The 22,505-nt window shown below is 49.6% G+C and carries 18 protein-coding genes and 1 pseudogene; 12 read left to right on the top strand and 7 right to left on the bottom strand.

What is annotated here, in order from left to right:
* Positions 1 to 89 precede the first annotated feature (89 nt).
* A complete protein-coding gene (locus tag PXY01_RS01890; protein WP_127566725.1) occupies positions 90 to 2,111 on the bottom strand; it encodes a right-handed parallel beta-helix repeat-containing protein in 2,022 nt (673 codons plus the stop codon).
* Between the two features lie 224 nt (positions 2,112 to 2,335).
* Here PXY01_RS01890 and PXY01_RS01885 point away from each other — a divergent pair.
* The 3 genes and pseudogenes from PXY01_RS01885 (at position 2,336) to PXY01_RS01875 (ending at position 7,763) form a co-directional block, all read left to right on the top strand.
* A pseudogene (locus PXY01_RS01885) lies at positions 2,336 to 4,439 on the top strand (thioredoxin domain-containing protein).
* Between the two features lie 206 nt (positions 4,440 to 4,645).
* Positions 4,646 to 6,376, top strand: a complete 1,731-nt coding sequence (locus tag PXY01_RS01880; protein ID WP_127566723.1) for an SGNH/GDSL hydrolase family protein — start codon at positions 4,646 to 4,648, stop codon at positions 6,374 to 6,376.
* Between the two features lie 358 nt (positions 6,377 to 6,734).
* A complete protein-coding gene (locus tag PXY01_RS01875) occupies positions 6,735 to 7,763 on the top strand; it encodes a glycoside hydrolase family 11 protein (protein WP_127567341.1) in 1,029 nt (342 codons plus the stop codon).
* Between the two features lie 82 nt (positions 7,764 to 7,845).
* On the opposite strand, the gene PXY01_RS01870 is transcribed toward PXY01_RS01875, so the two are convergent.
* Both PXY01_RS01870 and hisC read right to left on the bottom strand, forming a co-directional pair.
* Complete coding sequence (locus PXY01_RS01870; protein WP_246027767.1) at positions 7,846 to 9,780, bottom strand: glycosyl hydrolase family 18 protein; 1,935 nt, start codon at positions 9,778 to 9,780, stop codon at positions 7,846 to 7,848.
* Positions 9,781 to 9,907: 127 nt separating this feature from the next.
* On the bottom strand, positions 9,908 to 10,975 hold the full coding sequence (gene hisC / locus PXY01_RS01865; RefSeq protein WP_127566721.1) for a histidinol-phosphate transaminase: 1,068 nt from the start codon (positions 10,973 to 10,975) through the stop codon (positions 9,908 to 9,910).
* Positions 10,976 to 11,168: 193 nt separating this feature from the next.
* Between hisC and pdxR the strand changes: the two genes are divergently transcribed.
* Both pdxR and PXY01_RS01855 read left to right on the top strand, forming a co-directional pair.
* On the top strand, positions 11,169 to 12,647 hold the full coding sequence (gene pdxR, locus PXY01_RS01860; protein ID WP_127566719.1) for a MocR-like pyridoxine biosynthesis transcription factor PdxR: 1,479 nt from the start codon (positions 11,169 to 11,171) through the stop codon (positions 12,645 to 12,647).
* A gap of 37 nt (positions 12,648 to 12,684) precedes the next feature.
* Positions 12,685 to 13,224: a hypothetical protein gene (locus tag PXY01_RS01855; protein ID WP_127566717.1), complete on the top strand. Its 540-nt coding sequence runs from the start codon at positions 12,685 to 12,687 to the stop codon at positions 13,222 to 13,224.
* A 66-nt stretch (positions 13,225 to 13,290) separates the two neighbouring features.
* Here the strand turns inward: PXY01_RS01855 and PXY01_RS01850 are convergent, their stop codons facing one another.
* A complete protein-coding gene (locus PXY01_RS01850; RefSeq protein WP_127566715.1) occupies positions 13,291 to 13,569 on the bottom strand; it encodes a YxcD family protein in 279 nt (92 codons plus the stop codon).
* Positions 13,570 to 13,571: 2 nt separating this feature from the next.
* Positions 13,572 to 14,003 (bottom strand): hypothetical protein, encoded by a 432-nt coding sequence (locus PXY01_RS01845; RefSeq protein ID WP_246027766.1) that lies wholly within the window; start codon positions 14,001 to 14,003, stop codon positions 13,572 to 13,574.
* Between the two features lie 112 nt (positions 14,004 to 14,115).
* Here PXY01_RS01845 and PXY01_RS01840 point away from each other — a divergent pair, with 112 nt between their 5' ends.
* Positions 14,116 to 14,640 carry a DUF309 domain-containing protein gene (locus PXY01_RS01840; protein ID WP_164744277.1) on the top strand — a complete coding sequence of 175 codons (525 nt, stop codon included), beginning with the start codon at positions 14,116 to 14,118 and terminating at the stop codon, positions 14,638 to 14,640.
* Positions 14,641 to 14,789: 149 nt separating this feature from the next.
* Here the strand turns inward: PXY01_RS01840 and PXY01_RS01835 are convergent, their stop codons facing one another.
* Positions 14,790 to 15,374 (bottom strand): beta-class carbonic anhydrase, encoded by a 585-nt coding sequence (locus PXY01_RS01835; RefSeq protein ID WP_127566711.1) that lies wholly within the window; start codon positions 15,372 to 15,374, stop codon positions 14,790 to 14,792.
* A gap of 13 nt (positions 15,375 to 15,387) precedes the next feature.
* Positions 15,388 to 15,708 (bottom strand): iron-sulfur cluster biosynthesis family protein, encoded by a 321-nt coding sequence (locus tag PXY01_RS01830; protein WP_127566709.1) that lies wholly within the window; start codon positions 15,706 to 15,708, stop codon positions 15,388 to 15,390.
* 114 nt (positions 15,709 to 15,822) lie between these two features.
* Here PXY01_RS01830 and PXY01_RS01825 point away from each other — a divergent pair, with 114 nt between their 5' ends.
* The 6 genes from PXY01_RS01825 to PXY01_RS01800 all read left to right on the top strand — a co-directional run bounded on the left by PXY01_RS01825 (position 15,823) and on the right by PXY01_RS01800 (position 22,371).
* Entirely contained in the window at positions 15,823 to 17,340 is a 1,518-nt protein-coding gene (locus PXY01_RS01825) for a carboxypeptidase M32 (RefSeq protein WP_127566707.1), read from the top strand.
* A gap of 238 nt (positions 17,341 to 17,578) precedes the next feature.
* Entirely contained in the window at positions 17,579 to 17,905 is a 327-nt protein-coding gene (locus PXY01_RS01820; RefSeq protein ID WP_127566706.1) for a DUF485 domain-containing protein, read from the top strand.
* A gap of 21 nt (positions 17,906 to 17,926) precedes the next feature.
* Complete coding sequence (locus tag PXY01_RS01815; protein WP_127566704.1) at positions 17,927 to 19,456, top strand: solute symporter family protein; 1,530 nt, start codon at positions 17,927 to 17,929, stop codon at positions 19,454 to 19,456.
* A gap of 211 nt (positions 19,457 to 19,667) precedes the next feature.
* Positions 19,668 to 20,687, top strand: coding sequence for an ABC transporter substrate-binding protein (locus PXY01_RS01810; RefSeq protein WP_127566702.1), 1,020 nt, complete (start codon positions 19,668 to 19,670; stop codon positions 20,685 to 20,687).
* A gap of 21 nt (positions 20,688 to 20,708) precedes the next feature.
* Positions 20,709 to 21,542 (top strand): ABC transporter ATP-binding protein, encoded by an 834-nt coding sequence (locus PXY01_RS01805; RefSeq protein WP_127566700.1) that lies wholly within the window; start codon positions 20,709 to 20,711, stop codon positions 21,540 to 21,542.
* Positions 21,526 to 22,371, top strand: coding sequence for an ABC transporter permease (locus PXY01_RS01800; RefSeq protein ID WP_246027765.1), 846 nt, complete (start codon positions 21,526 to 21,528; stop codon positions 22,369 to 22,371). Before PXY01_RS01805 ends, PXY01_RS01800 begins: the two co-directional genes overlap by 17 nt.
* Positions 22,372 to 22,505: the final 134 nt, after the last annotated feature.

Raw genomic sequence — 22,505 nt, 5'->3', positions numbered from 1 at the left:
AAGAGGTATAGCTAATATGAAGGTCAGGATTGATCTCCCAGCCGAAAAAGAAGGCAGCCGACTACATCCAGACGGTTGCCTTCGTTCAATTAAAATTCAAACTTAAGGGGACCTTTGTCGGTCAATTCAAACGGACCAGGAGAGACATCTGCATCAGGTCTTCTTATTCCAAAGTAATCGGAGTCAAAACGATATGGAGTGCTGTCCGGCTCCTCATAGTTCATATCGGCGTGATAGGTTTTTCCCAGCAGGTCAGTCGTAACCACCCTTGCAGAGGCTCCTTGCAGTAGTTCCGGCTCATTGATCTCGATTTGCACCTTTCCTTGCGCAGCATGGATCGCCACTTTCATACCCTTCTGTACAAAGATCTTCGCATCGGATTCATGACGACTAGGCACCGCATCGTTAAGAAATACATTACCGCCCATCGCCACCGGAAGAACTGCATTTCCGATGAAGAAAGCTTTAGCGGCATCGCCAAGCTCCATAAGCTCCTCCTTAGTATATTCCCACCACTGTTTATCGTGTACATTAGGGTGTTGGTCGTATCCCCCCAGCCCTACAGCATGCAGATAACAAATGGAATTTTCCGGAACGCCGTCCATGATCGTCTTCCCGTCCTCTCCGACTTCATCCCTTGGTTTAAGCGGAAGATGCTCGAAGAAGGTGATTGGAACAGGCTCCTTATTGGCGTCATCTCCTAGAAAGATATTGTTGTAGTACCTGTCATCTCCCCCAGTAATATTGGAATACCCCGCCATTGCCGTTTCGTGAGGGAAGTGATAAGGAGTAGTCCGGGTAAGCTCGGAACGAACAACAAATCTACCGGCGAACAGATTATGGACAAACGCTCCGCCTTGTGCCATATTCCTGAAATTCATAGGGGAGAGGAACAAATTATGATCGACCATATACGGTCCGTGACAAACCTCAACGAAGAGATCTTCCGAAAGATTGTCAAAAAAGATATTGCGGCTGATGCGAGTGCCTTGTGCCTGCCAGTCTAACCAAATTGCACGATAACAACTGTATATTTTATTGTCGCCAATTTGAGTATCCAAGGAAGCATGCAGTTTAATTCCGGCGACCTCGGCGCCGTGTCTAAGCCGCTTGTGGTGAATGTTGTAAATACGGTTCTGGTAGATGTGACTGAAGGCTCCTCCCATATGACCGACGATACCTGCCTGTTCGCAGTCATGAATGATATTCCCGCGAACGATATGACTGCCGACTTTATCCTTGTGCCAGCCGGACCGTAATGCTCGCAGAATAACCTCCTGCTCTCGTTGAGTTCCGCCTTTTATATGCTTGTCCCTAGATTTGGTATGACCTGTACCGATCTCCGTCCCCAAGCTGATTCCAACGCATTTGGATTCACTGATGATATTGTTTTCAATAATCCAGCCCTTGCTCCAGTGAGGTCCGATCAGTCCTTCCTGGTAGTCTGTAGGCGGCGCCCATTGCGGAGAAGCTTGACGAAGTGTGAATCCGCTTACCGTAATGTAGTTAAGTCCTGGTTTCTCAGGCCAGAAGCAATAAGGGCGGACACTAATTTCTACATTTTCCTTACGAGGATCTTTCCCACCGAAATTAGCCCATATTTTTGTTGTCCTAGTACCGACCTTGGCATACCATTTTAACAGAGAGTCCTCGGGATATTTGGCTTCAGGCCAAGCTTCGGGCTTGTGAACTTTATCCACACTCTCGCATTCATACAACGATTTGTGATCCAAGTATACATCACCGAGATGAACCGGGAAGGGTCCGTCAAACACCCAGTCACCACTGAGTTCTACTTCAAAGGGATTACGAACGGAAAACAAGGAGTTGGGCACTTCTGTACTCCAAACATTGTCCCCTTCAGATTGCCAGTCAGTAATCCGTTCAGCCCCTGTAATGACGACTTCCCCGTCTCCTGCGGACCGATAGACGATACGATGCTCCGCTGTTCCTCCATTAGCCGGGTTAACCCATTCCCGGTATACTCCAGCATGAACAATAACCGTGTCACCAGCCATTGCTAGAGCCGCAGCGCGTGAAATAGTTCGAAAGGGCTGATCGGCGGTTCCTAGATGCTGATCATTCCCCTGAACAGATACATGATATTCCATAAAAACTCTCCCTCTCCCTGTCTTACAAAGCCATAGCCTTTCTCTTCAGGCTAATGGCAGGCTATGTAGATAGTTATTGTTTCTAAACTAATAATACAATTCCTGGACAATTGTTAACAACGTTTTTATTTCGATTTCAACAGGGAACAGGTGCTGCTTTGCGTTTATTTTTGTTCGTTTGTTGCAATCTAACAGTATTATACAAAAGCGAAAGGTGATAGCTAATGAAAAAAGATGAAACGGTAAAACACGAGTACACGAATCGACTCATTCATGAGAAATCGCCATATTTGCTCCAGCATGCTCATAATCCAGTGGATTGGTTTCCTTGGGGTGAAGAAGCATTCAGCAAAGCCAAACGTGAAGGGAAGGCTGTATTTTTGTCCGTAGGCTATTCGTAGTGAGGGGTAACAATCAACTTGCCATTGGTGTCATGTGATGGAACAAGAAAGCTTCGAGGATCTGGAGGTTGCGAAGCTGTTGAATCGTGATTACGTTGCGATTAAGGTGGATCGCGAGGAACGGCCGGACATCGATCAGATCTATATGGCAGTATGTCAGGCGATGACCGGCTCAGGCGGTTGGCCGCTGACTATTATTATGACGCCTGATCAGGAGCCATTCTTCGCTGGCACTTATTTGCCAAAGCGGCAAACGATGGGGCGCTTCGGGCTGATGGAGCTGCTTACGCAGCTGTCAATCAAATGGAGCACCGAACGGGCTGAAATAACAGCCGTCGCAGCACAAATTCGAGCTCAGCTGGAGCAGGCGCGAAGCCGAATGGCAGAAGGAGTATGGAATTCAGACCTGACAAAGCTGGCGTTCGAGACGTTCGCATCCATTTTCGACGAAGAGGACGGCGGTTTCGGTGGCGCACCGAAGTTTCCAATGGCGCACAATCTGTCGCTGCTCATGGCATACGGTGCAAGAGCGAATGAACCGGACGCACTGAGGATGGCTGAGGAAACGCTTGATGCGATGAGACGCGGAGGACTTTATGATCATATTGGCTTCGGCTTTTCACGCTATTCGACGGACAAGCGCTGGCTTGTTCCCCATTTTGAGAAAATGCTGTATGACAACGCTTTACTTGCAATCGCCTATACTGAAGCTTATCAGAGAACGGGCAGCTTTATATACAGCCAAGCAACGGATCAAATTTTTACCTATATCATTCGGGAGATGAACTCACCTGAAGGCGGGTTTTATTCAGCTGAGGATGCGGATTCGGAAGGCGTAGAAGGGAAATATTACGTTTGGACGCCGGATGAGGTGAAAGAAGTGCTTGGCGAACAAGCGGCCCGGAGATTTAATGAAGTATACAATATTACAGAAGCAGGTAACTTTGAGGGCCGCAGTATACCAAACCGAATTGATATTGCGATTAGTGAAGCTGCAGATCGGTATGGTCTGACGGTTGAAGAGCTGGAAGCAGAGCTTGAGGCAAGCCGTGAGAAGCTGTTAGAGGCACGTTCACGAAGGGTACGTCCACATAAGGATGATAAGATATTAACTTCATGGAACGGGCTAATGATCGCAGCTTTTGCTCTCGCATCGAAGGCATTCGGCGTACCGGAATATACGGAGAAAGCAAGAGCGGCGGCAATGTTTATTCAGACGAAGTTGACTCGCGATGATGGGAGGCTGCTGGCTCGTTACCGCGACGGTGAAGCGGCGATAGGCGGGTTTCTGGATGATTACGCGTTTCTGATTTGGGGATTAACCGAATTGTATGAAGCGGCTTTGGAGCCGAAATGGCTGGTTTGGGCGCAATCGCTTGCCAACGATATGATTCGTCTGTTCGGTGATGAGGAGCAGGGGGGGTTCTATTTCACAGCAGAAGATAGTGAGAGGTTGCTTATGCGAACGAAAGAATCGTTCGACGGTGCGCTTCCGTCTGGCAATAGCGTTGCCGCACGCCAGCTGCTAAAGCTGTTCCAATTGACGGGGGACATACGTTACAGGGATTGGGCCTATCGGACGCTTAATGGCTTATCTTCGAGTGTCGCAAGCTTCCCATACGGGCATTCGATGATGTTGCTGGCGGGAATGGCCGCACAATCGCCCGGTCCGGACATCGTTATTGCTGGCGACCGCTCAGATCTGATGATGGCGCTCATGATTTCGCAAGCGCAGGAAGCTTATTTACCGCATGGGTCAATTATGGTCGTACCAGATGGCGATGAGGGTGAGGAGATGCGCAAGCGATGGTCTCATTTAGCGGATAAACGGCCGATAGACGGTAAGCCTGCCGCATATGTATGCCGGAACTTTGCTTGTTATGCGCCAGTAACCGATGCGGCCGCATTGGAAGCGGCAATAAAGTAAGTGTTTGACTCAAGAATCAGTTCTACCGGATGCTTAAGCGGTAAACTGGTTCTTTTTTATATTCAGTGTCCCAAATTTATATTTATTTCATGTAATGTAATGTTATATGATGGGGAAGTCATAAGGCCTGCTCATTGCATCGTTATGGAGAACATAAGCAAGCGAGCGGTATGATTCTATGGGATAATAAAGGAGACTTCGAAACGATGAGTAAGCAAAATAAAATAGAGCAAGGCATCGTCGGTCCTACTGCGCCCAAGGACCCCGTGGAAAGACGCAGCGGCTTCTATATTATGTACGAATCTATTATCGAAGCGACTGCCCGCAGTGAAGGAAAGCCAACACAGGATCTTTATTTAGAAGGCCGGATCGCGGATAAAGCGAAGTTTACAGGCGGTGTAACGGACGAAGTCATTTTGTCGAAATTGTCTACTTGTTCCGAATTTCTCGACGTTGTTCATAGCATCGGGGTATCCGTGAAGTCGCATCGTGATGTGAACCAACCGATCCATTTTGTCATTCAGAACTGGGGACGTACGAACAAATACGAATCTGGAACATTCCTACGTGTTCCTTGTCCTGCGGACGGCACCGAGATCATAATTAAGCTCAGCGATTATGAATGGTCTGCTGACGATGATGTGCCTGGCAGGTATGCCTTTGAATTTGATGAAGCGGGTGAACTGGCGACCGCAACGGTGAAATTTTATTTGAATGACGGGTACGAGGTGCCGGAGATGTCGCCGGAGCCGCCGGTCGCTTTCGATTCAGAGGAATATAAAGCGATGATTGCCCGTTCGCTCTTGAGCACAGGCAATAACAAACGGTTAAAAGCAGCGATCGCCAAAGCGCAGCGCGGTGAGGACGTGACGATCGCTTATATCGGCGGATCAATTACGCAAGGAGCCGCCGCAAAGCCGATTCATACGGAATCGTATGTGTATAAGTCGTATATGAAGTTTAAAGAAATGTTCGGCAAAGACGGCGGCGATAACGTTCATCTCGTTAAAGCCGGCGTAGGCGGTACGCCTTCCGAGCTTGGAATGATAAGATACGAGCGCGATGTTCTGAAGGACGGCGCCGTAGCACCTGATATCGTATTCGTAGAGTTCGCCGTCAATGACGCAGGCGATGAGACCAAAGGAGTATGCTACGAGAGCTTATGTCTTCGGATCGCGCAAAGTGAGAACAAGCCAGCTGTCGTGCTATTGTTCGCAGTATTCATTAACGATTGGAACCTGCAGGATCGATTATCTCCGGTTGGGGAGTATTATGGATTTCCGATGGTCAGCGTGAAGGATGCGGTTGTTGAGCAGTTCCAATTGACGAAGGCGGAAGGCAATATTATCTCGAAACGGCAGTATTTCTACGATATTTACCATCCGACGAATGACGGACATACTGTCATGGCAGATTGCATCGGGTACCTGTTCGAGGTCATCGCTCAATCAGCTGAGGATCAAGACGATATCGAGCTCGATAAAGCACCACTAATCGGCAATACGTTTACGAATATTAAGCTGCTCGACCGATCGAAGCCAGGACCAGCCGTTATACATGCAGGTGGATTCCAAGAAACCGATACCGATCTGCATATGGTCGAGATGGACCACGATCCCCATGGTACGGCCCAGTTCCCATACAATTGGATGCATACTGCAGGGTCGTGTGGAGAGAGCTTTACTTTAACGATTAAGAGTAAGAGTCTCATTCTTGTTTTTAAAGATTCCGGAAGTGCACATTTCGGCAAGGCAGATGTATTCGTCGACGGTCAATTGTTCCTTACCGCTGATCCTCATGTGGTGAATTGGACGCACTGCAGTCCGGTTATTTTGTATCAAGAAGATGTAAGCCGGGAGCACCGGATTGAAATTAAGATGGCTGAGGGAGACTCCGATAAGCAGTTCACGATTCTTGGCTTCGGTTATACGGAATAGGCATGCGTTAATGGAGCAGGCTGACGGGATCCTCGTCGGCCTGTTTGCCGTGTTAAGCAGAATCTGCCTAAATTCTTGTAAATATTTATTATTGTAATATAATTTATAGAAAAATATAAGTTTTTTGAAGTATAATCTATACCTTTTTCAGTGAACCAAAGTGGATTCATTTGATAATCTAATTAACGTATTCGCTTTCAAGAACAACGTTGTAAAGGAGTGGTTAGGGCGGCTTATACTAGCTGCTGTTCGGCAAATTTTGGTGGCTTATAGAGGGAAACAATAAAAGGAGGAAAATCAATTGAAATTAACCAAATCGAAATTCACATTAGCTTTATTACTGAGCTTTACGCTCGCTATGCCTGTAGGAATTGCAAATGCGGCAACGACGATAACCTCGAATCAAACCGGCACTCATGATGGCTATGACTTTGAGTTGTGGAAGGATTCCGGCAACACAAGCATGACGCTTAACAGCGGCGGAGCTTTCAGCGCTACGTGGAGCAACATTAACAACGCATTGTTCCGTAAAGGTAAAAAATTTAATTCAACCCAAACGCATCAGCAAATCGGCAATATTTCTATCAACTACGCTGCAACGTTCAATCCGGGCGGCAACTCTTATCTAACGGTATATGGCTGGACGAAAAACTCGCTTATTGAATACTACATCATGGATAACTGGGGCACCTACCGTCCGTCTGGTACGAATAAAGGCTCGTTCTCCGTTGACGGCGGCACGTATGATATTTACGAAACGACACGGGTTAACCAGCCATCCATCGAAGGAACCGCAACGTTCAAGCAATATTGGAGCATTCGCACAGCGAAGCGCTCAAGCGGCACGATCTCGGTAAGTGAGCACTTTAAGAAATGGGAAAGCTTAGGGATGTCCCTGGGCAAACTATACGAGGTTGCGCTTACGGTCGAGGGCTTCCAAAGCAACGGCAGTGCGGACGTCACGACGAACGTTTTGACGATTGGCGGTAGCAGCGGCGGCGGCACAACGCCTCCTCCAACTTCGGGAACGACGAAGATAGAAGCGGAGAGCATGACGAAAGCCGGCCAATACACAGGCAACATCAGCTCGCCGTTTACAGGTGTCGCCTTGTATGCGAACAACGATTTGGTCAAAACGACGCATAACTTTACGACGTCTACACACAGCTTCTCGCTCCGCGGTGCGTCTAACAATTCCAATACTGCGAGAGTTGATCTGAAAATCGGCGGTGTGACCAAAGGCAGCTTCTACTTCACGGGAACGAATCCAGCAGTCGCTACGCTCAACAATGTCAATACTGGAACTGGAAATCAAGAAATTCAGCTCGTTGTAACGACTGATAACGGACAATGGGACGCTTTCATCGATTACTTAGAGATTAATTAAAGCGAAGTAAAAACAACCGCCCAAGAGGATTTTCTCCGGGCGGTTGTTTCTGTGACTTATGGATAATGATTGGAATAATTTCTTATTTCTTCTGGAGCAGTGTCGCCCAGATTGCTTCATCCTCATAACCGAGTCGCCAGAAGGCTGCACCGGCTAAATCATATTTCTTTGCAATGTCGACTCTCTTCGCTACAGAAGCAGTTGTCTCGGCCCAGAATACATAGGTATAGCCGTTCTCCGTATACTTGTATTTCGTTTGGCCTGATTCCGGATCATAGGTGCCGACTGCATGCTTCTCTTGGATAAGCTGCGGCAGCTGGTTCATGAGTACGGCGCGTGAAACATAGCTGCCACCAGCATCCTTAACAATTGCGCCGCTGCTATTCAGCTTCCATTCTCGAACATAGAACGGAATGCCTAGAAGCAGCTTGGAGCGCGGTATACCGTAATTCAAATATTGCTTAATGCCTTCCTCGACCCATTTCATCTCCGCGACGGAGCCCGGCGTATCGCTGCCTTTCCAATGCTGGTCATAGGCCATCATGACGACGGTATCAACGATTGCGCCGATAGCAGCGAAGTCGTATGCTGTCTTATCGTTCCAGCGTACATCGCCGCGAATCAAATCAATCGATACTTTGAGATTACGAGCATGCGCCGCTTCGGTCAGCTCTCTCACGAATTTGGTGAATGCGGCGCGATCCGATGCCGCTAATCCTTCAAAATCAAGATTGATTCCTTCAGAGCCTAACGAAGATACTCGGTTGACAAGCTGGTTAATAAACGTCTTTCGGGCGGTTGAGTTCGCAAGGAACGCAGTTGTTCGTTTCGCGTCAAAGTCGTTGTGTACGAGCGGCCATAGCTTGAGTCCTTTCGATTTAATTGACGCGGCGAGCTCTTTCGAAGAATTGTCAACAAGCTTACCTGTGCTGTCGCCCAGCTTGAACCAAGTAGGCGAATCGATGTCGAGTCCTTGCGTTTTGGATAATTGGTTAAGTATTGAGCTGGAGTCGGACGTACCGTTCCAACCGAGATAAAGCAGCTTGCTCTCATTCGACCAGATGATATGTCCGTCTGCTGTTGTGACCGAAGCATTCGCATACCCTGCCGCGAACGTCACAGCAGAAGCGCGTGTATGGAAGGCTCGAAGAGCTCTTCCGCTTTGCGAGACGGTTAGGAACGGAACGTTCGTCCACCATTCGATTTCGTCTTTCATCACTCGCGTATTCGAGAAGCCTTTCGCATAATGCACAGCAGCTTGAAGGCCGACGAACGCAGCGATCTTGCGGCCGTTCTGCTGGACTTCATACTTCCGTACGTTCGAGTGTGCTTGAACGCCTGTCGACAAGTTTACGACGACGCTGTCTTGGATCGATGCGGCTGCTTGTACTGCATCATACAGAGAGGCGAAGGTTCCGGCTCCAGCAGACTCTCCATCGACCGTAATATCATATACCGGGTTACCGGCACGCTGCTTAGCAAGCTGAGCGTCGGAAATGTTGTCCCAGATCCACTCGCCGGTTGAGAGCTCAATAATATGAGCATTCGACCACTTCTTTGCTTCTTTCTTCGCTTCATCCAAGGTTAAGTAAGACCAGGAAGCTTGGGTCTTGTCTCCTTGATACAGCTGATAGGCATTGTAACGGCTGTATATCCATCCCGGCTTCTCGAAGTCGCGAATATGCGCATTAACTAGCGTTTGTGCCAAACGAAGAGCATCATTATAGGATCGGAATTGTCTTGCAGGCGTTGTTACGCCGTTCTGATAGACCGCATATCGCGGAAAATTGTCCCATACCCATTGATGATTAGATATTTTCTCGATATGCGAGTAGCTGAACGACTTCGCATAGGTGATCGCGCTGTTATATTCGACAAATTCTTTGAGCGCTTTGTTGTTCTGATAGACTCGGTACTGCGTCATCTTCGTTGTCGTTGCCGCTGAGGCGAATGTAGCCAGGCTTCCTTGAAGCGTTATCGCCAAGGCTGTGGCGACAATCCATTTACGTTTAAACAAGCTGCTGCACTCTCCCTTTCTATGTATCTACCTCTATTAGACGCGGATAGAAGATGGGAGGTTGCGGTGGGAATTGAATCCAGCAGCTTGCGGTCATCGCCTATAGTTGAGATGCGAAAGCGAAATATTACGTATACCAGTGCTCCAGCTGCGCGCTCAGAGCGTTCATCTGAGCATCGGTACCGATTGAAATCCGAACCTTGTCCTGCAGTCGCGGCAAATCGAAATACCGGACGGCGAAGCCATGTTCCGCGAGCATTCGGACCAGCGTCGGCGCATCCGGAGCACCTGGCTTAACTGGGGGCGAACATAAGATGAAGTTCGTTTCGCTAGGGATAGTCTGGAAACCGATTCTTTGTAAGCTGGATACAAATTGATCCCGCGTTGTGCGGACGGCCTGTACAATCGTCTGCAAGTATGCTTCGTCCTCTAAAGCGCCGCTAGCTAGAGAGAGGCCGATTCCGTTTACGTTATAGACGGGCTTCGTCTTCTCGAAGGCTTCAATAATCGGCCTTGAGCCTATGGCATAGCCGATACGAGCTCCGCTTAACGCGTATGCCTTCGAAAATGTGCGCAGCACTACAAGATTATCGTATTTCTGGGTTAACGGGATAGCAGAATGCTCCGCTTCACCGGCGAAATGAATATAGGCTTCGTCGATGAAGAGAACTCCGTTCGTGCTAGCCGCGATTCTCTCGATTTCTTCGAGACGCAAGAGCCGGCCGGTAGGTGCATTTGGGTTAACAAGCGCGATAACGGCTGCGTTCGCGGCACACAGCTCTTCCGGATCAATTACGTAATCATCGTTCGTTTGCACTCGGATGACGCGGGCATTCGCAGCAGCAGCAGCTGTCTCGTACATCGCAAATGTCGGGTACGGAAGCGCGGCTGTTCTCTCATTGCCGACAAAAGTATGAAACAGAGCAGCGATAAGTTCGCTGGAGCCGTTACCGATTACGATCCGATCGACGGGTACGTTATGCTGTCTGGCAAGCGCTTCTCGCAGCTTTAAGCAAGAAGCGTCGGGGTAAAGTCGCAAAGTGCTCTCGTTCGCGGAGGCAAGCGCACGAATGGCAGAAGGTGCCGGCGGGTACGGATTTTCGTTCTGATCGAGCTTGATCATCGGCTGGCAGAGGTTGAGCGTTATGGATGGGTAGGGAATGATTCGATCGACATGCGGCAATGCAAAGGTCATCACCTTTTCCTCCTATTGGGTAGATTTTTTCATGTATTGAATTGAATTTGAGTATGTGACTATAGCGTATCGAATTTCTGTCACTAGCTAAATGGACAGAAATATATATTTTAAAGTGACAGAATGAACAGTACGAAGCATAATGGAAAATAAATGCTGTTAAAGCCGGCTATTTGGAGAGGGGAGCTGTCGGATGATTGAACTGACTCCTACGATTGATGAGCATGCTGTTGATCCGATCTATGTCCAGTTGTATCGTTATTTGCGGCAAGAGATGACAGAGGGAAGAATAGAAGCCGGAGCACGGCTTCCATCGGTGCGTAAATTAGCGCAAAGGCTGGCCATTAGCAGAACGCCGATCGTGCTCGCTTATGAGCAGCTGCAGGCGGAAGGTTACATACGCAGCGTGCCGAGAAGCGGATTGTTCACAGAAGTGCTTCCTCAAGCTCACATCCAGCCTCGATCCTATTGTGCCGCGTCGGACGTTTGTCGGGAAGGGATAACAGGCAGCATCGGATCGATAGCTGCTGAGCTGTATGCGGGCAAGGCTGTTCGATCTGGGCAGTCGGTCATCGACTTCGGCTATGGAGCCGTCGATTGGTCTCGATTTCCTGCTGGCGCTTGGCGAAGGCAGCTTAATCGCTGCTTGCAGCCGGACGATGGCCGCATGTTCCGGTACGGGGAGCCGACGGGAGAACCGGAGCTGCGCGAGCAAATCGCTTCTTATCTGCATCGAAATCGCGGAGTTCGTTGTGATCCGTCTTCCATTGTGATCGGAGCGGGCACTTATCAGTCGCTTGATCTTGTGCTGCAGTTGATCGGAGCGAGCGGAGAGAGAATGCATATTGCTTCGGAAGAAGCGGTAAATGACGGCGTCCAGAGGTTATTCGACCGACACCGTGCGGTTGTTTACCCGGTTAAGCTGAGCCAGGACGGACTGCATGTGGAACAGCTTGCCGATATGGCGCCAGTTCATGCTGCATATGTGACGCCGTCTCATCAGTTCCCGATCGGCATGACGCTGTCTGCTCCGAAGCGGATGAAGCTGCTGCAATGGGCAGTGTCGAATGGCGCATTTATTATAGAGAACGACTACGATGGAGAATTCCGGTATGCCGGACGGCCGATTCCGGCTCTGCAGGCGATGGATGAGTACGGATGTGTGGCGTATATCGGAACCTTCTCCCGAGCACTTACACCGTCCTTTCGTTTAAGCTATGCTGTACTGCCGCCGGAATTACTGAAGCGGTTTCATGCCAGAGGGCACAGCTACGACCAGCTTGCGTCACCATTACTGCAGCAGGCGATGGCAATGTTCATGGAAAGCGGCGGCTTCGGTAAGCATATGCGTGCGATGCGCAGCTTGTATCAGCGAAAGCGCGATACATTACTGAATGCGCTCTGTGAATCGTTTCCGATCGGCAAGACGGTTCGGATTGCAGGAGAGGGCTCAGGGCTGCATATGTTGTTGACGTGGGAAGGCAAGGAGGAAGGAGTGATGATTAATCGTGCAGAACAATTGGGTGTACGCGTTTATCCGGTTTCGTGCTACTGGCTGCAGCAGCTAGACGCACCGCGCAGTACCGTCCTTCTAGGCTTCGGTGGATTAACGGAAGAACAAATTTTAGAAGGAGTGAGGTTATTAAGAAGGGCTTGGACTAATTTAAGATAATGTGCGGAATTATGAAAATTTCATTGAGGTGTATTCCATGACCTTATTCCTCTATCACTACTATGATGCCTCGACGGGTCCTTTTCGTAATTTATCGGATTTAAGTCCCGAAGAAGCGGAACGCGTTCTGCAAGATATTCGCACGAATAAGAAGGGCCTCGCCAGCCAAAGATCCGATGACTATTTGACGATACGCCGCGAGCTAGAAGCTAAGGCGAGAGAGTTATTTATTATAAAAGGAGGGAAACCAGTACGAAGCGCGCCTCATTATATGACGATGGGAGAATGTCCGTGGCTGCTGGATTGGTTCGAAGAAGGGCAGCAGCTCGCCATTGCGTTGGAGCAATTCGACGCGAGCTCAGTCAGCTTCACTTATGGGGATCTATTTCCGACGATGAGGGTTCAGGACGGTCGAAAGTATAGAGGACATGTATATACGATGCACGAGATAATGGAAGTAATCGAACAGTTCGGATATCCCCAGCAGTGGAACCAGACGGGAGAGAAAGGACCGGAAAGATATATCGAGGTGCAGGTTTGGGATGATCGTCCGCTGCTTCGCTATTTAGAGCAGTAACCGCTAGTGCCAACAAAAAAGATGGCTAATTATCAGCCATCTTCTTCCATGTACAAGCTTCACTCATTATATTGCGATATCAGCCCAGAATTCTTCATCAGCATCGAGCGTAATTTGTGAATGAAATACGCGAATTTGATATTGATCCAGCATGTATCGCTCGATCGCTTCAAGTAAATTCGCTTCGACGAGATATTGGCTGCGGCCATGAACCCATACTTCCGCTGTAAATCCGTAATCTTCATCCCATGAGAGCTGGACTTCAACCTCGGATGGCGGTACGCCCTTACGGCGTCCTATATGTAAGCAAACCGCATTAATGATCTCATCTGTATAGATCCGCATATTTAGTACGGTCTCCTTTGGTTATTGGAATAACGTCGGTTACGGAAATAGTTTATTGCTGCGCGAATACCTGCGATGAGCGCGAAGATGGCCATCACATTAATTAGTAAACCGATTAGGTTACCGAAAAAGCCCATGTTCGAGAAAATGCCTCCGAACAGCAAGCCTGCCAGTCCGCCGATCATCAATCCTTTCATGAAGCTCCCGCCGCTGAAGAAGCCGCGTTGGGTTGATGGATTGGTCGTACCAGACTTCGTACCGGAATTCGTGCCGGGATTGCTCTGGCTTACATTATTGCTGCTTTTGCTCGGCGTTTCGGTGTAGCTTTGCTTTGGCGACTTAATGGCTCTTCTCGGCTTTGCGTCTGCCGATTCATTCACAAGCACGAACAGCAGAGTCAAAGCCATAAATAGTGCGATTCCTTTCTTAAACACAACAATCTCCTCCTGAATGTAAAGGGCCAAGCTGGCTCTCGTTGCGATATGGTTCTAATACGGCTACAATGAACGTTGGTTTCAAATTTTTTGCGGGCGAGGGGGAGCGAAAGTGACAGCAGCTTATCCGCTATCATATATATCCTATTTGTCTGAATTTCATGCAACTCGGGATTATTTTGAGTGCCACGAATTGCTGGAGGAGTATTGGAAGGCTCATCAAGGCGAGGAGTTTACCGGCACCTGGCATGGGTTGATTCAGGTTGCGGTAGGCTGCTATCATCATCGCAGAGGCAACATCGGCGGCGCGGTCAAGATGTGGACGTCTGCACTGCAGCGGCTGACCAAGGAGCATTTGATTCAGCTTGGGCTCGATGGCGAAGCCATGCTCGCTGAGCTGAAGTACAGGCGAGATGCACTTGCGAACGATGTGGCGTTCCCTTATTCCGATATGAATCTCCCGATCTGTGATCCGAACCTGAAGGATGCATGTTTAGCGTTGTGCGCTAATAGAGGCTGGCAATGGGGAATAGCAAGCGAGGATGCGGGGGAGGACGTCATCCATCGTCATCTAACGCGGGACCGAAGCGAGGTTGTCGCTGCACGCAATCAAGCAATATTGGAAAGAGGAAGGTAAGAAGACAAGCAGAATTAGAGAGCGGAAGGGGCTATGCTGAAACTAAGTGAGAGCAGACGCTCACTTCACTGCTTTGTGACTAACGTAAGAAGGTTGTACAGAAAACAGGTTCATCTGTTTAATGTACAACCTTTCTTTAATTATCCTGATTATTGTTTGGCGGATGCCTCTGCGATTTCATAGCCTTCTGTGACAAGATCGAGCTTGCCCGTCTTCGGATCGATGATTAAGCCATGAACTGGCGTACCTGGCGGCAGCAGCGGGTGATTGCGAATAATATTTACACTGTTCTCGACACTTTGGTGCACGTTGTCGAAACCGCGAAGCCAACGCATCAGGTCGAGACCGGAATGTCTCAGCGTTGTAATCGTTTCGTTCGTTACGCCGCGATCGAGCATTTTGATGACACTTTTTTCCGGGTTGATGCCCGTCATGCCGCAGTCGTGGTGACCGATGACGACAACTTCAGCTGCGCCAAGCTCATAGAGAGCGACGAGAATACTGCGCATAATGTTGCCAAATGGCTGAGTGACGATAGCACCTGCGTTTTTTATTATCTTGACATCGCCATTATGAACGTTGATCGCCTTTGGCAGCAGCTCCGTAAGGCGTGTGTCCATACACGTGACGATTACCATCTTTCGGTTAGGGAATTTATCCGTCAGATAGGGTTCATATTGCTTCTCCTCTACGAATCGTTCGTTGAATGTTAGAATCTGACTCAGTTGGTTCATGTCGTGTTCCTCCTTAGGATAGCAATAAACGCAGATTCGTCGTATAGATTTGACCGTCGCTCTTCAAGCTGTAAGCATGCTGGTTCTCGTCGTAGTCGATACGCAGCCGAGGCTCAAAAAAAACCTCGAACCGAGGCTCGTACCAAAAGTCAAACGGATCGCCAGTGCCAAGAGCATCGTCGGGTCCGCCAGCTTCGATCAATTGAAGTGCTGGCACGCCGCTTACGACACAGCCGCAGCCTTCGGTATCATACAGCAGCTTCAGCTGCCGAGTTCCATCCGCTAGATGCGGCTTCAACGCGGATTGCGCCGAAGGGGTAAACGTAATGTGCATGCGTTTTTCCTCCACCCATTTGTTTCTCTATCTATCATGCGTTAAAGTTGATTATAAGTCGTTAAAAAAGTATGATCAAGTAAAATGGGTTGAATTGGAAAGGTGGAGAGTCGGATGGCGGCAACCTATGAGCAATCGCTGCAGACGTTCAAAGACAAGATGAAACAGATTAAAAGCTATGAGGAAGCGCTTGCTGTCCTTTACTGGGATTTGCGTACTGGCGCACCTCGCAAAGGAATGGATATGCGCTCTGAGGCGATCGGCGTGTTGTCTGCTGAGAGCTTTAAGCTGGCGACGTCGAAGGAGCTTGGCGAACTGCTGTCGAAGCTAGAAGAGAAGGAAGTGAATGGTCAGCTGAGCGATCTGGATCGCCGGCTTGTTGCGGAGACACGCAAAGACTATGACCGCAGCGTTCTTATTCCGCCGAAGCTATACCAGGAATACGTCGTCCTGACCTCACAATCGGAATCGGCATGGGAAGAGGCGAAGGAGAACGGTGACTACGATCAGTTCCGCCCTTATCTGGATAAAATTATTTCGTATACGAATCAATTTATTGATCTATGGGGCGTCAAAGCGACTCGTTACGACACGCTGCTCGATCAGTACGAGCCGGGTATGACCGTAGCAGAGCTTGACAGTGTCTTCGGCGGATTGCGCGATAAGCTGGTGCCGCTTGCATCGGCGATTGCGGCATCGCCGCATCAGCCAAATACGTCTTTCTTGAAGCAGCAATATGCGAAGGAAGGACAGAAGTCATTCAGCTTGTTTATTTTGGAACAGATGGGCTTTGATTTTCAATCTGGACGGCTCGATGAGAGTGTGCATCCTTTTGCGACAGGGCTTAATATCGGCGATGTGCGTATAACGACACGTTATCTGAAGGATGACGTAACGAGCGCGCTATTCGGTACGATTCATGAAGGCGGACATGCGCTGTACGAGCAGAATATTATGGCGGAGCTAGCGGGAACGCCGCTGGCAACAGGCACATCTATGGGTATCCATGAGTCGCAATCCCGTTTCTGGGAAAATGTGATCGGACGAAGCCGTCCGTTCTGGGATCGGTACTATGGCGATTTGCAAAGCCGGTTCCCGGGGCAATTCGATGACGTATCCGTAGATGACTTTTATCGGGCGACGAACGTCGTACAGCCGTCGCTTATCCGGATCGAGGCGGATGAGCTAACGTACAATCTCCACATCATTATCCGATATGAGATTGAGAAATTGATCTTCAATGAAGGTGCCGAGGCAGAAGACCTGCCGGCAATATGGAACGACAAATACCGCGACTATCTCGGCGTCGTGCCGTCGAATAATGCAGAAGGTGTACTGCAGGATGTACATTGGTCCGGCGGTTCGTTCGGTTATTTCCCGTCGTATTCGCTTGGCAATATGTACGCGGCGCAGATTGCGGATACTATGGAGCGCGAGCTGCCGAATTTCTGGCAGCTAGTGGGTGAGGGCAGCCTGCTCCCGATCAAACAATGGCTGACGGAGCGGGTGTACAAGTGGGGCAAAGCGCGTACGCCTTCCGAGATCATTCTCGGCACGACGGGCAAGCCGCTCGATCCATCGCATCTCGTCGCTTATTTGGAACGGAAGTACAAAGATATTTATAAGCTGTAATGTGAGCAGGACGATAACGGGCTTTTCCTGCTGGACCATAACCCTTCGTGGCTTTTTCGCTGCGAAGGGTTTTTGGTTTCTATAATTAAGCCGATGGTCATGTCATATTTATCGGGACAATTGGTATATGGATTATAGACAGAGGAGGAGCCAGGATCCCTGTGAAAGCGTTTTCTATATTTACAACGTTCGTAAAGCAGCAGCGATCCATTACCCTAATCGTTAAGGAGGCTTAATCATGAGTGAGGCTCAGCCGCAGACGCAATTGAATGCCGACCGCTACGCACAGATTGCCAGGTCCGCGCAGTTCCAATCCTTGCTGAGACAGAAACGAAGGTTTATTGTTCCGATGACCGTCTTTTTTCTTACCTTTTACTTTCTCCTTCCCATTCTGACGTCGTATTGGACGTTTTTGAATGAAGAGGCGATTGGACCCATATCATGGGCATGGTTGTTCGCTTTTGCGCAATTCATTATGACCTGGACATTGTGCATTGTGTACAGCCGTAAGGCGAAGAAGTTCGACGAGGCGGTGGAAGTTATCCGCAAAGAGCATCATATTTGATGGATGAGGGGGAGATGATCGATGCATCAAACGGCCTTTTGGTTATTCCTCGCGATCGTAGCGGTTACATTAGTTATTACTTATATCGCCTCTAAGAGAACAAAATCGACAAACGAATTTTATACGGCAGGAGGCGGGCTGACAGGCTGGCAGAACGGGCTTGCTATTGCAGGTGACTATATGTCGGCCGCTTCTTTCCTCGGTATTGCCGGGTCGATTGCGCTGGCTGGCTTTGACGGATTTTTTTACAGCATTGGCTTCCTTGTTGCCTATCTCGTTGTTCTGTATCTAGTTGCAGAGCCTCTCCGCAACTTGGGCAAATATACGATGGCTGATATGATCGCTGCTCGCTTCAATGCCAAAAAAATACGCGGAGTCGCAGCCCTTAATACGATTACGATTTCGACCTTCTATATGATTGCACAGCTCGTCGGCGCGGGAGCGCTCATAAAGCTGCTGCTTGGTATCTCATACACAGAGTCTGTGCTGATCGTTGGATCACTTATGACGATCTACGTCGTGTTCGGTGGTATGCATGCGACCTCGTGGGTGCAGATCATTAAAGCGGTGCTGCTTATGGGCGGCACACTGCTGCTGTCGATCATCGTGTTCGCGAAGTACAACTTCAACGTATTTGATATGTTCCAAGAGATGAAGACGGCTACGCCGCTTCAAGAGTCGTTCCTTAATCCTGGCAACAAGTATAAAATTCCGCTTGATACGTTGTCGCTCAATCTAGCTTTAGTGCTTGGTACAGCCGGACTTCCTCATATTCTAATCCGTTTCTTCACGGTGCGTGATGCTGCGACAGCCAGAAGCTCTGTTGTATATGCGACTTGGATTATCGGTATTTTCTATGTCATGACCGTCTTCCTCGGTTTCGGCGCTGCAGGCTTTGTCGGCTATGATGCTATCGTGGCCGCAGATAAGGGCGGTAACATGGCGGCACCGCTGCTAGCAAGAGAGCTTGGCGGAGAATTTTTCTTCGCATTTATTTCGGCGGTCGCCTTCGCTACCATTCTTGCGGTCGTTGCGGGACTCGTGCTGTCGGCGGCATCAGCATTTGCCCACGATTTCTACAGTCACATCGTGCGCAAAGGTCAGGCGAGCGAGAAGGAGCAGATGAAGGTAGCTCGCTGGGCAGCGGTTGGTGTAGCTGTCGTCTCAATTTTGCTATCACTTCTTGCATCGAAGCTCAACGTCGCGTTTCTCGTCTCGGTTGCTTTCGCAATTGCAGCAAGCGCGAATTTGCCGGTTATTCTATTCACGATATTTTGGAGACGGTTTAATACGACCGGAGCAATCGCCGGCATGCTGACCGGCTTGATTAGCGCAGTCGTACTTGTAGCGATGAGTCCCTCAGTATGGAGCCCGGTTGAAGGCAAAGCGATATTCGTTGGCGACCCATGGTTTACGCTGACGAATCCAGGCATTATTTCTATTCCGTTAGGCTTTATTGCGGCGATCGCCGGTACGCTGTTATCTCGCAAGAAGACGGAGGATGCCGCGTCATTCGAAGAAATTCAAGTTCGTTCCAATATGATGGTATAATTTCGTTCCAATAATGGTTTAATACAGAAGCTGCTTTCTCGGATCGGCTCGAATCCGGGAAGCAGCTTTTTTGATGGTTAGACGCTGCCTTCTAGTCTTCAATGCACCTCCGCTCTCGTCTACGCATAGGCTGAAGCAACTACATTGTTCGGTTCGTTGTCTAGGAAGTGTCAGAATAGGCCTAAGGACGAATCGCGGAGGGGAATATGAGATGAAAGTCACAGCACGAAGGAGCTGGCTGGCGGCTGTACTAGCCGTCGTATTGACCGTGACGCTGCTCGCAGCATGCGGAAAGTCGGAAAGTGGAAACACGAAGGTGACAATCGGCGAGGTAACCCGTTCCTTGTTCTACGCACCGCAATACGTTGCTATAGCGAACGGTTTTTTCGAGGACGAAGGCATTGACATCGAGCTTACGACGACACCAGGCGGCGATAAAACGATGACCGCACTGTTGTCCGGCCAAATCGACGTCGCGCTTGTCGGCTCGGAAACTTCGATTTATGTATATCAGCAAGGTGCTGACGATCCGGTAATCAACTTCGCGCAGCTAACGCAGACGGACGGTACGTTTCTTGTTGCTCGGAATCCGGTCGAGCATTTCGAGTGGTCGTCACTCAAAGGGGTAAATTTTCTTGGACAAAGAAAAGGCGGCATGCCGCAGATGGCTGGTGAATTCACGCTCAAAAAGCACGGCATTGAGCCGCATCAAGATTTGAATTTGATTCAAAATATCGACTTCGCCAATATCCCGGCAGCATTCCTGTCCGGTACCGGTGAATATGTGCAGCTATTCGAGCCGCAGGCATCGATAATCGAGAAGGACGGCAAAGGCTATGTTATTGCCTCATTCGGCGTAGAGAGCGGCTATTTACCCTACACCGTATTCATGACGAAACAAAGCTACATCAATAAAAACAAAGATGTTGTGCAAGGGTTCACGAATGCCGTTCGCCGTGCTCAGCTGTGGGTGGCAAATCATTCGCCGGAAGAAATTGCGGATGTCGTGCTGCCTTACTTCGATAATACAGACCGTGATATCGCGATTAGTGCTATCAAACGGTACAAGGAGCAGGGCTCATATGCTCAAGATCCGATCGTAGATGAAGCGGAATGGAATAATCTCGCCGATATTATGACATCCGCTGGAGAATTAAAGGAACGCCCTGCTTACGACAAGCTTGTCGATACATCGTTCGCGAAGGAATCGATTGAGGCAATAACCAAGTAAGGCCGAGAGGAGACGGCGGGTATGCCGGAACAAGAGAAGCTGCGGCTGCGCAATGTATCTCATGTATATGTTAACGACAGCGGCGCCTCGCTCGCCGTTGATTCATTGAATTTAGCAATTGCACGCGGTGAGTTCGTCAGTCTGGTCGGTCCAAGCGGCTGCGGCAAAACAACGGTGCTTCATCTTATCGCTGGGCTGCTTACGCCGACGCGCGGAGAAGTAAGCATCGATGGCAGATGGATATCTGGTCCTTCGACCGCCGTTGGTTACATGCTGCAGCAAGATTATTTGTTTCCGTGGCGCACGATTCAAGATAATGCGGCAATCGGATTAGAAATTAGCGGGAAGCTGGATGCGGCTTCGAGGGAGCGAGTCAGACGCCTGCTGGAGGAGCTGGAGTTAGGCGGGACGGCGATGCGATATCCGCATGAGCTGTCGGGAGGGATGCGACAGCGGGTCGCGCTTGCCCGGACGCTGGCAACAGAGCCGGATATTATGCTGTTGGATGAACCTTTTTCGGCTCTCGATATGCATATTAAGCTTCAGTTGGAGGATCTAGTATGGGGCACGATTCGCAAGCGGGGGCAGACTGCAGTGCTTGTCACACATGATCTTGCCGAGGCTGCTGCGATGAGCGACCGCATCATCGTATTGGGGCGGAACCCGGGGCGGATTCGTCTAGAGCTGAAGGTACCGGAATCACTTCGGGAGCTGCTACCAATGGAAGCTCGTCGGCATCCAGCATTCCAACCGCTATTTGAAAAGCTGTGGGCGGAGCTGAATCAGGACGGAATGGCGGCCAACGTCAGCGAGGAATCGGACGAAGGGGGGCGGCATCATGAAGATGAAAATTAGCGGTGCGACAAACGATTCCGCCTACGAGTGGCTACAAGGCTTGTTCGCCAAGCATAAAGCGCGTTCCCGGCGTGTGACAGCCGCGGTGCTGGTCGTTCGCCTCGCGATTCTCGTCTTGTTCATCGGTTTGTGGGAACAGGCCGGCCGAAGCCAATGGATTGATCCGCTGTTGTTCAGCTATCCGTCGCGCATCGTGAATTTAATCGCGGATATGGTCCGTGACGGCTCGATCTGGTCGCACGTCGGCATGACAGCGGGCGAGACTGCACTCGGCTTCGTGCTCGGAACGGCCCTTGGGACGCTAATCGCCGCGCTGCTGTGGTGGTTTCCTTTTGTTTCACGCGTTCTCGATCCTTATCTCGTCGTGTTGAATAGTATGCCGAAGGTTGCACTTGGTCCGATCTTTATCGTCGTGCTCGGTCCAGGGTTTATGTCGATCGTAGTCACGACACTGTCCGTTACGGTCATTATTACGACGCTTAATATTTATAATCAGTTCCGGGAAGTGGAAGGCGGGTTTGTGAAGGTCGTTCGGTTATTTGGCGCTTCACGCTTGCAGACGTTCCGCTACGTCATTATTCCCGCTTCGTTCCCGGTTATTATCTCGACGCTTAAGGTGAACGTCGGTTTATCGTGGGTTGGCGTTATCGTCGGCGAATTTTTAGTTGCGAAGCTTGGGCTCGGATATTTAATTATCTATGGCTTCCAAGTGTTTAATTTCACGCTTGTCCTATCAAGTCTTGTTATTATCGCGCTTGTTGCCACCGTCATGTATCAGCTTGTGGCAATGCTCGAACGGAGGTTGACGGGCGGAAGACGGGAACGGTAGGATAGAAGGAACAATAACGGTTGAACAGTTGAGGGCTTGTTGATGGGTATTCGGGTTATCAAAACTGCGCTTGCCGCATTGGCAGCGATCTATACGGCTGCATATTTCGATCTACACCCGCCGTTATCGGCGGG

Source organism: Paenibacillus xylaniclasticus, from assembly GCF_004001065.1.
Taxonomy (GTDB): Bacteria; Bacillota; Bacilli; order Paenibacillales; family Paenibacillaceae; genus Paenibacillus_T; species Paenibacillus_T xylaniclasticus.
Note: the sequence above shows the minus strand (reverse complement) of the source record. Positions and strands in the feature narration are given on the sequence as shown.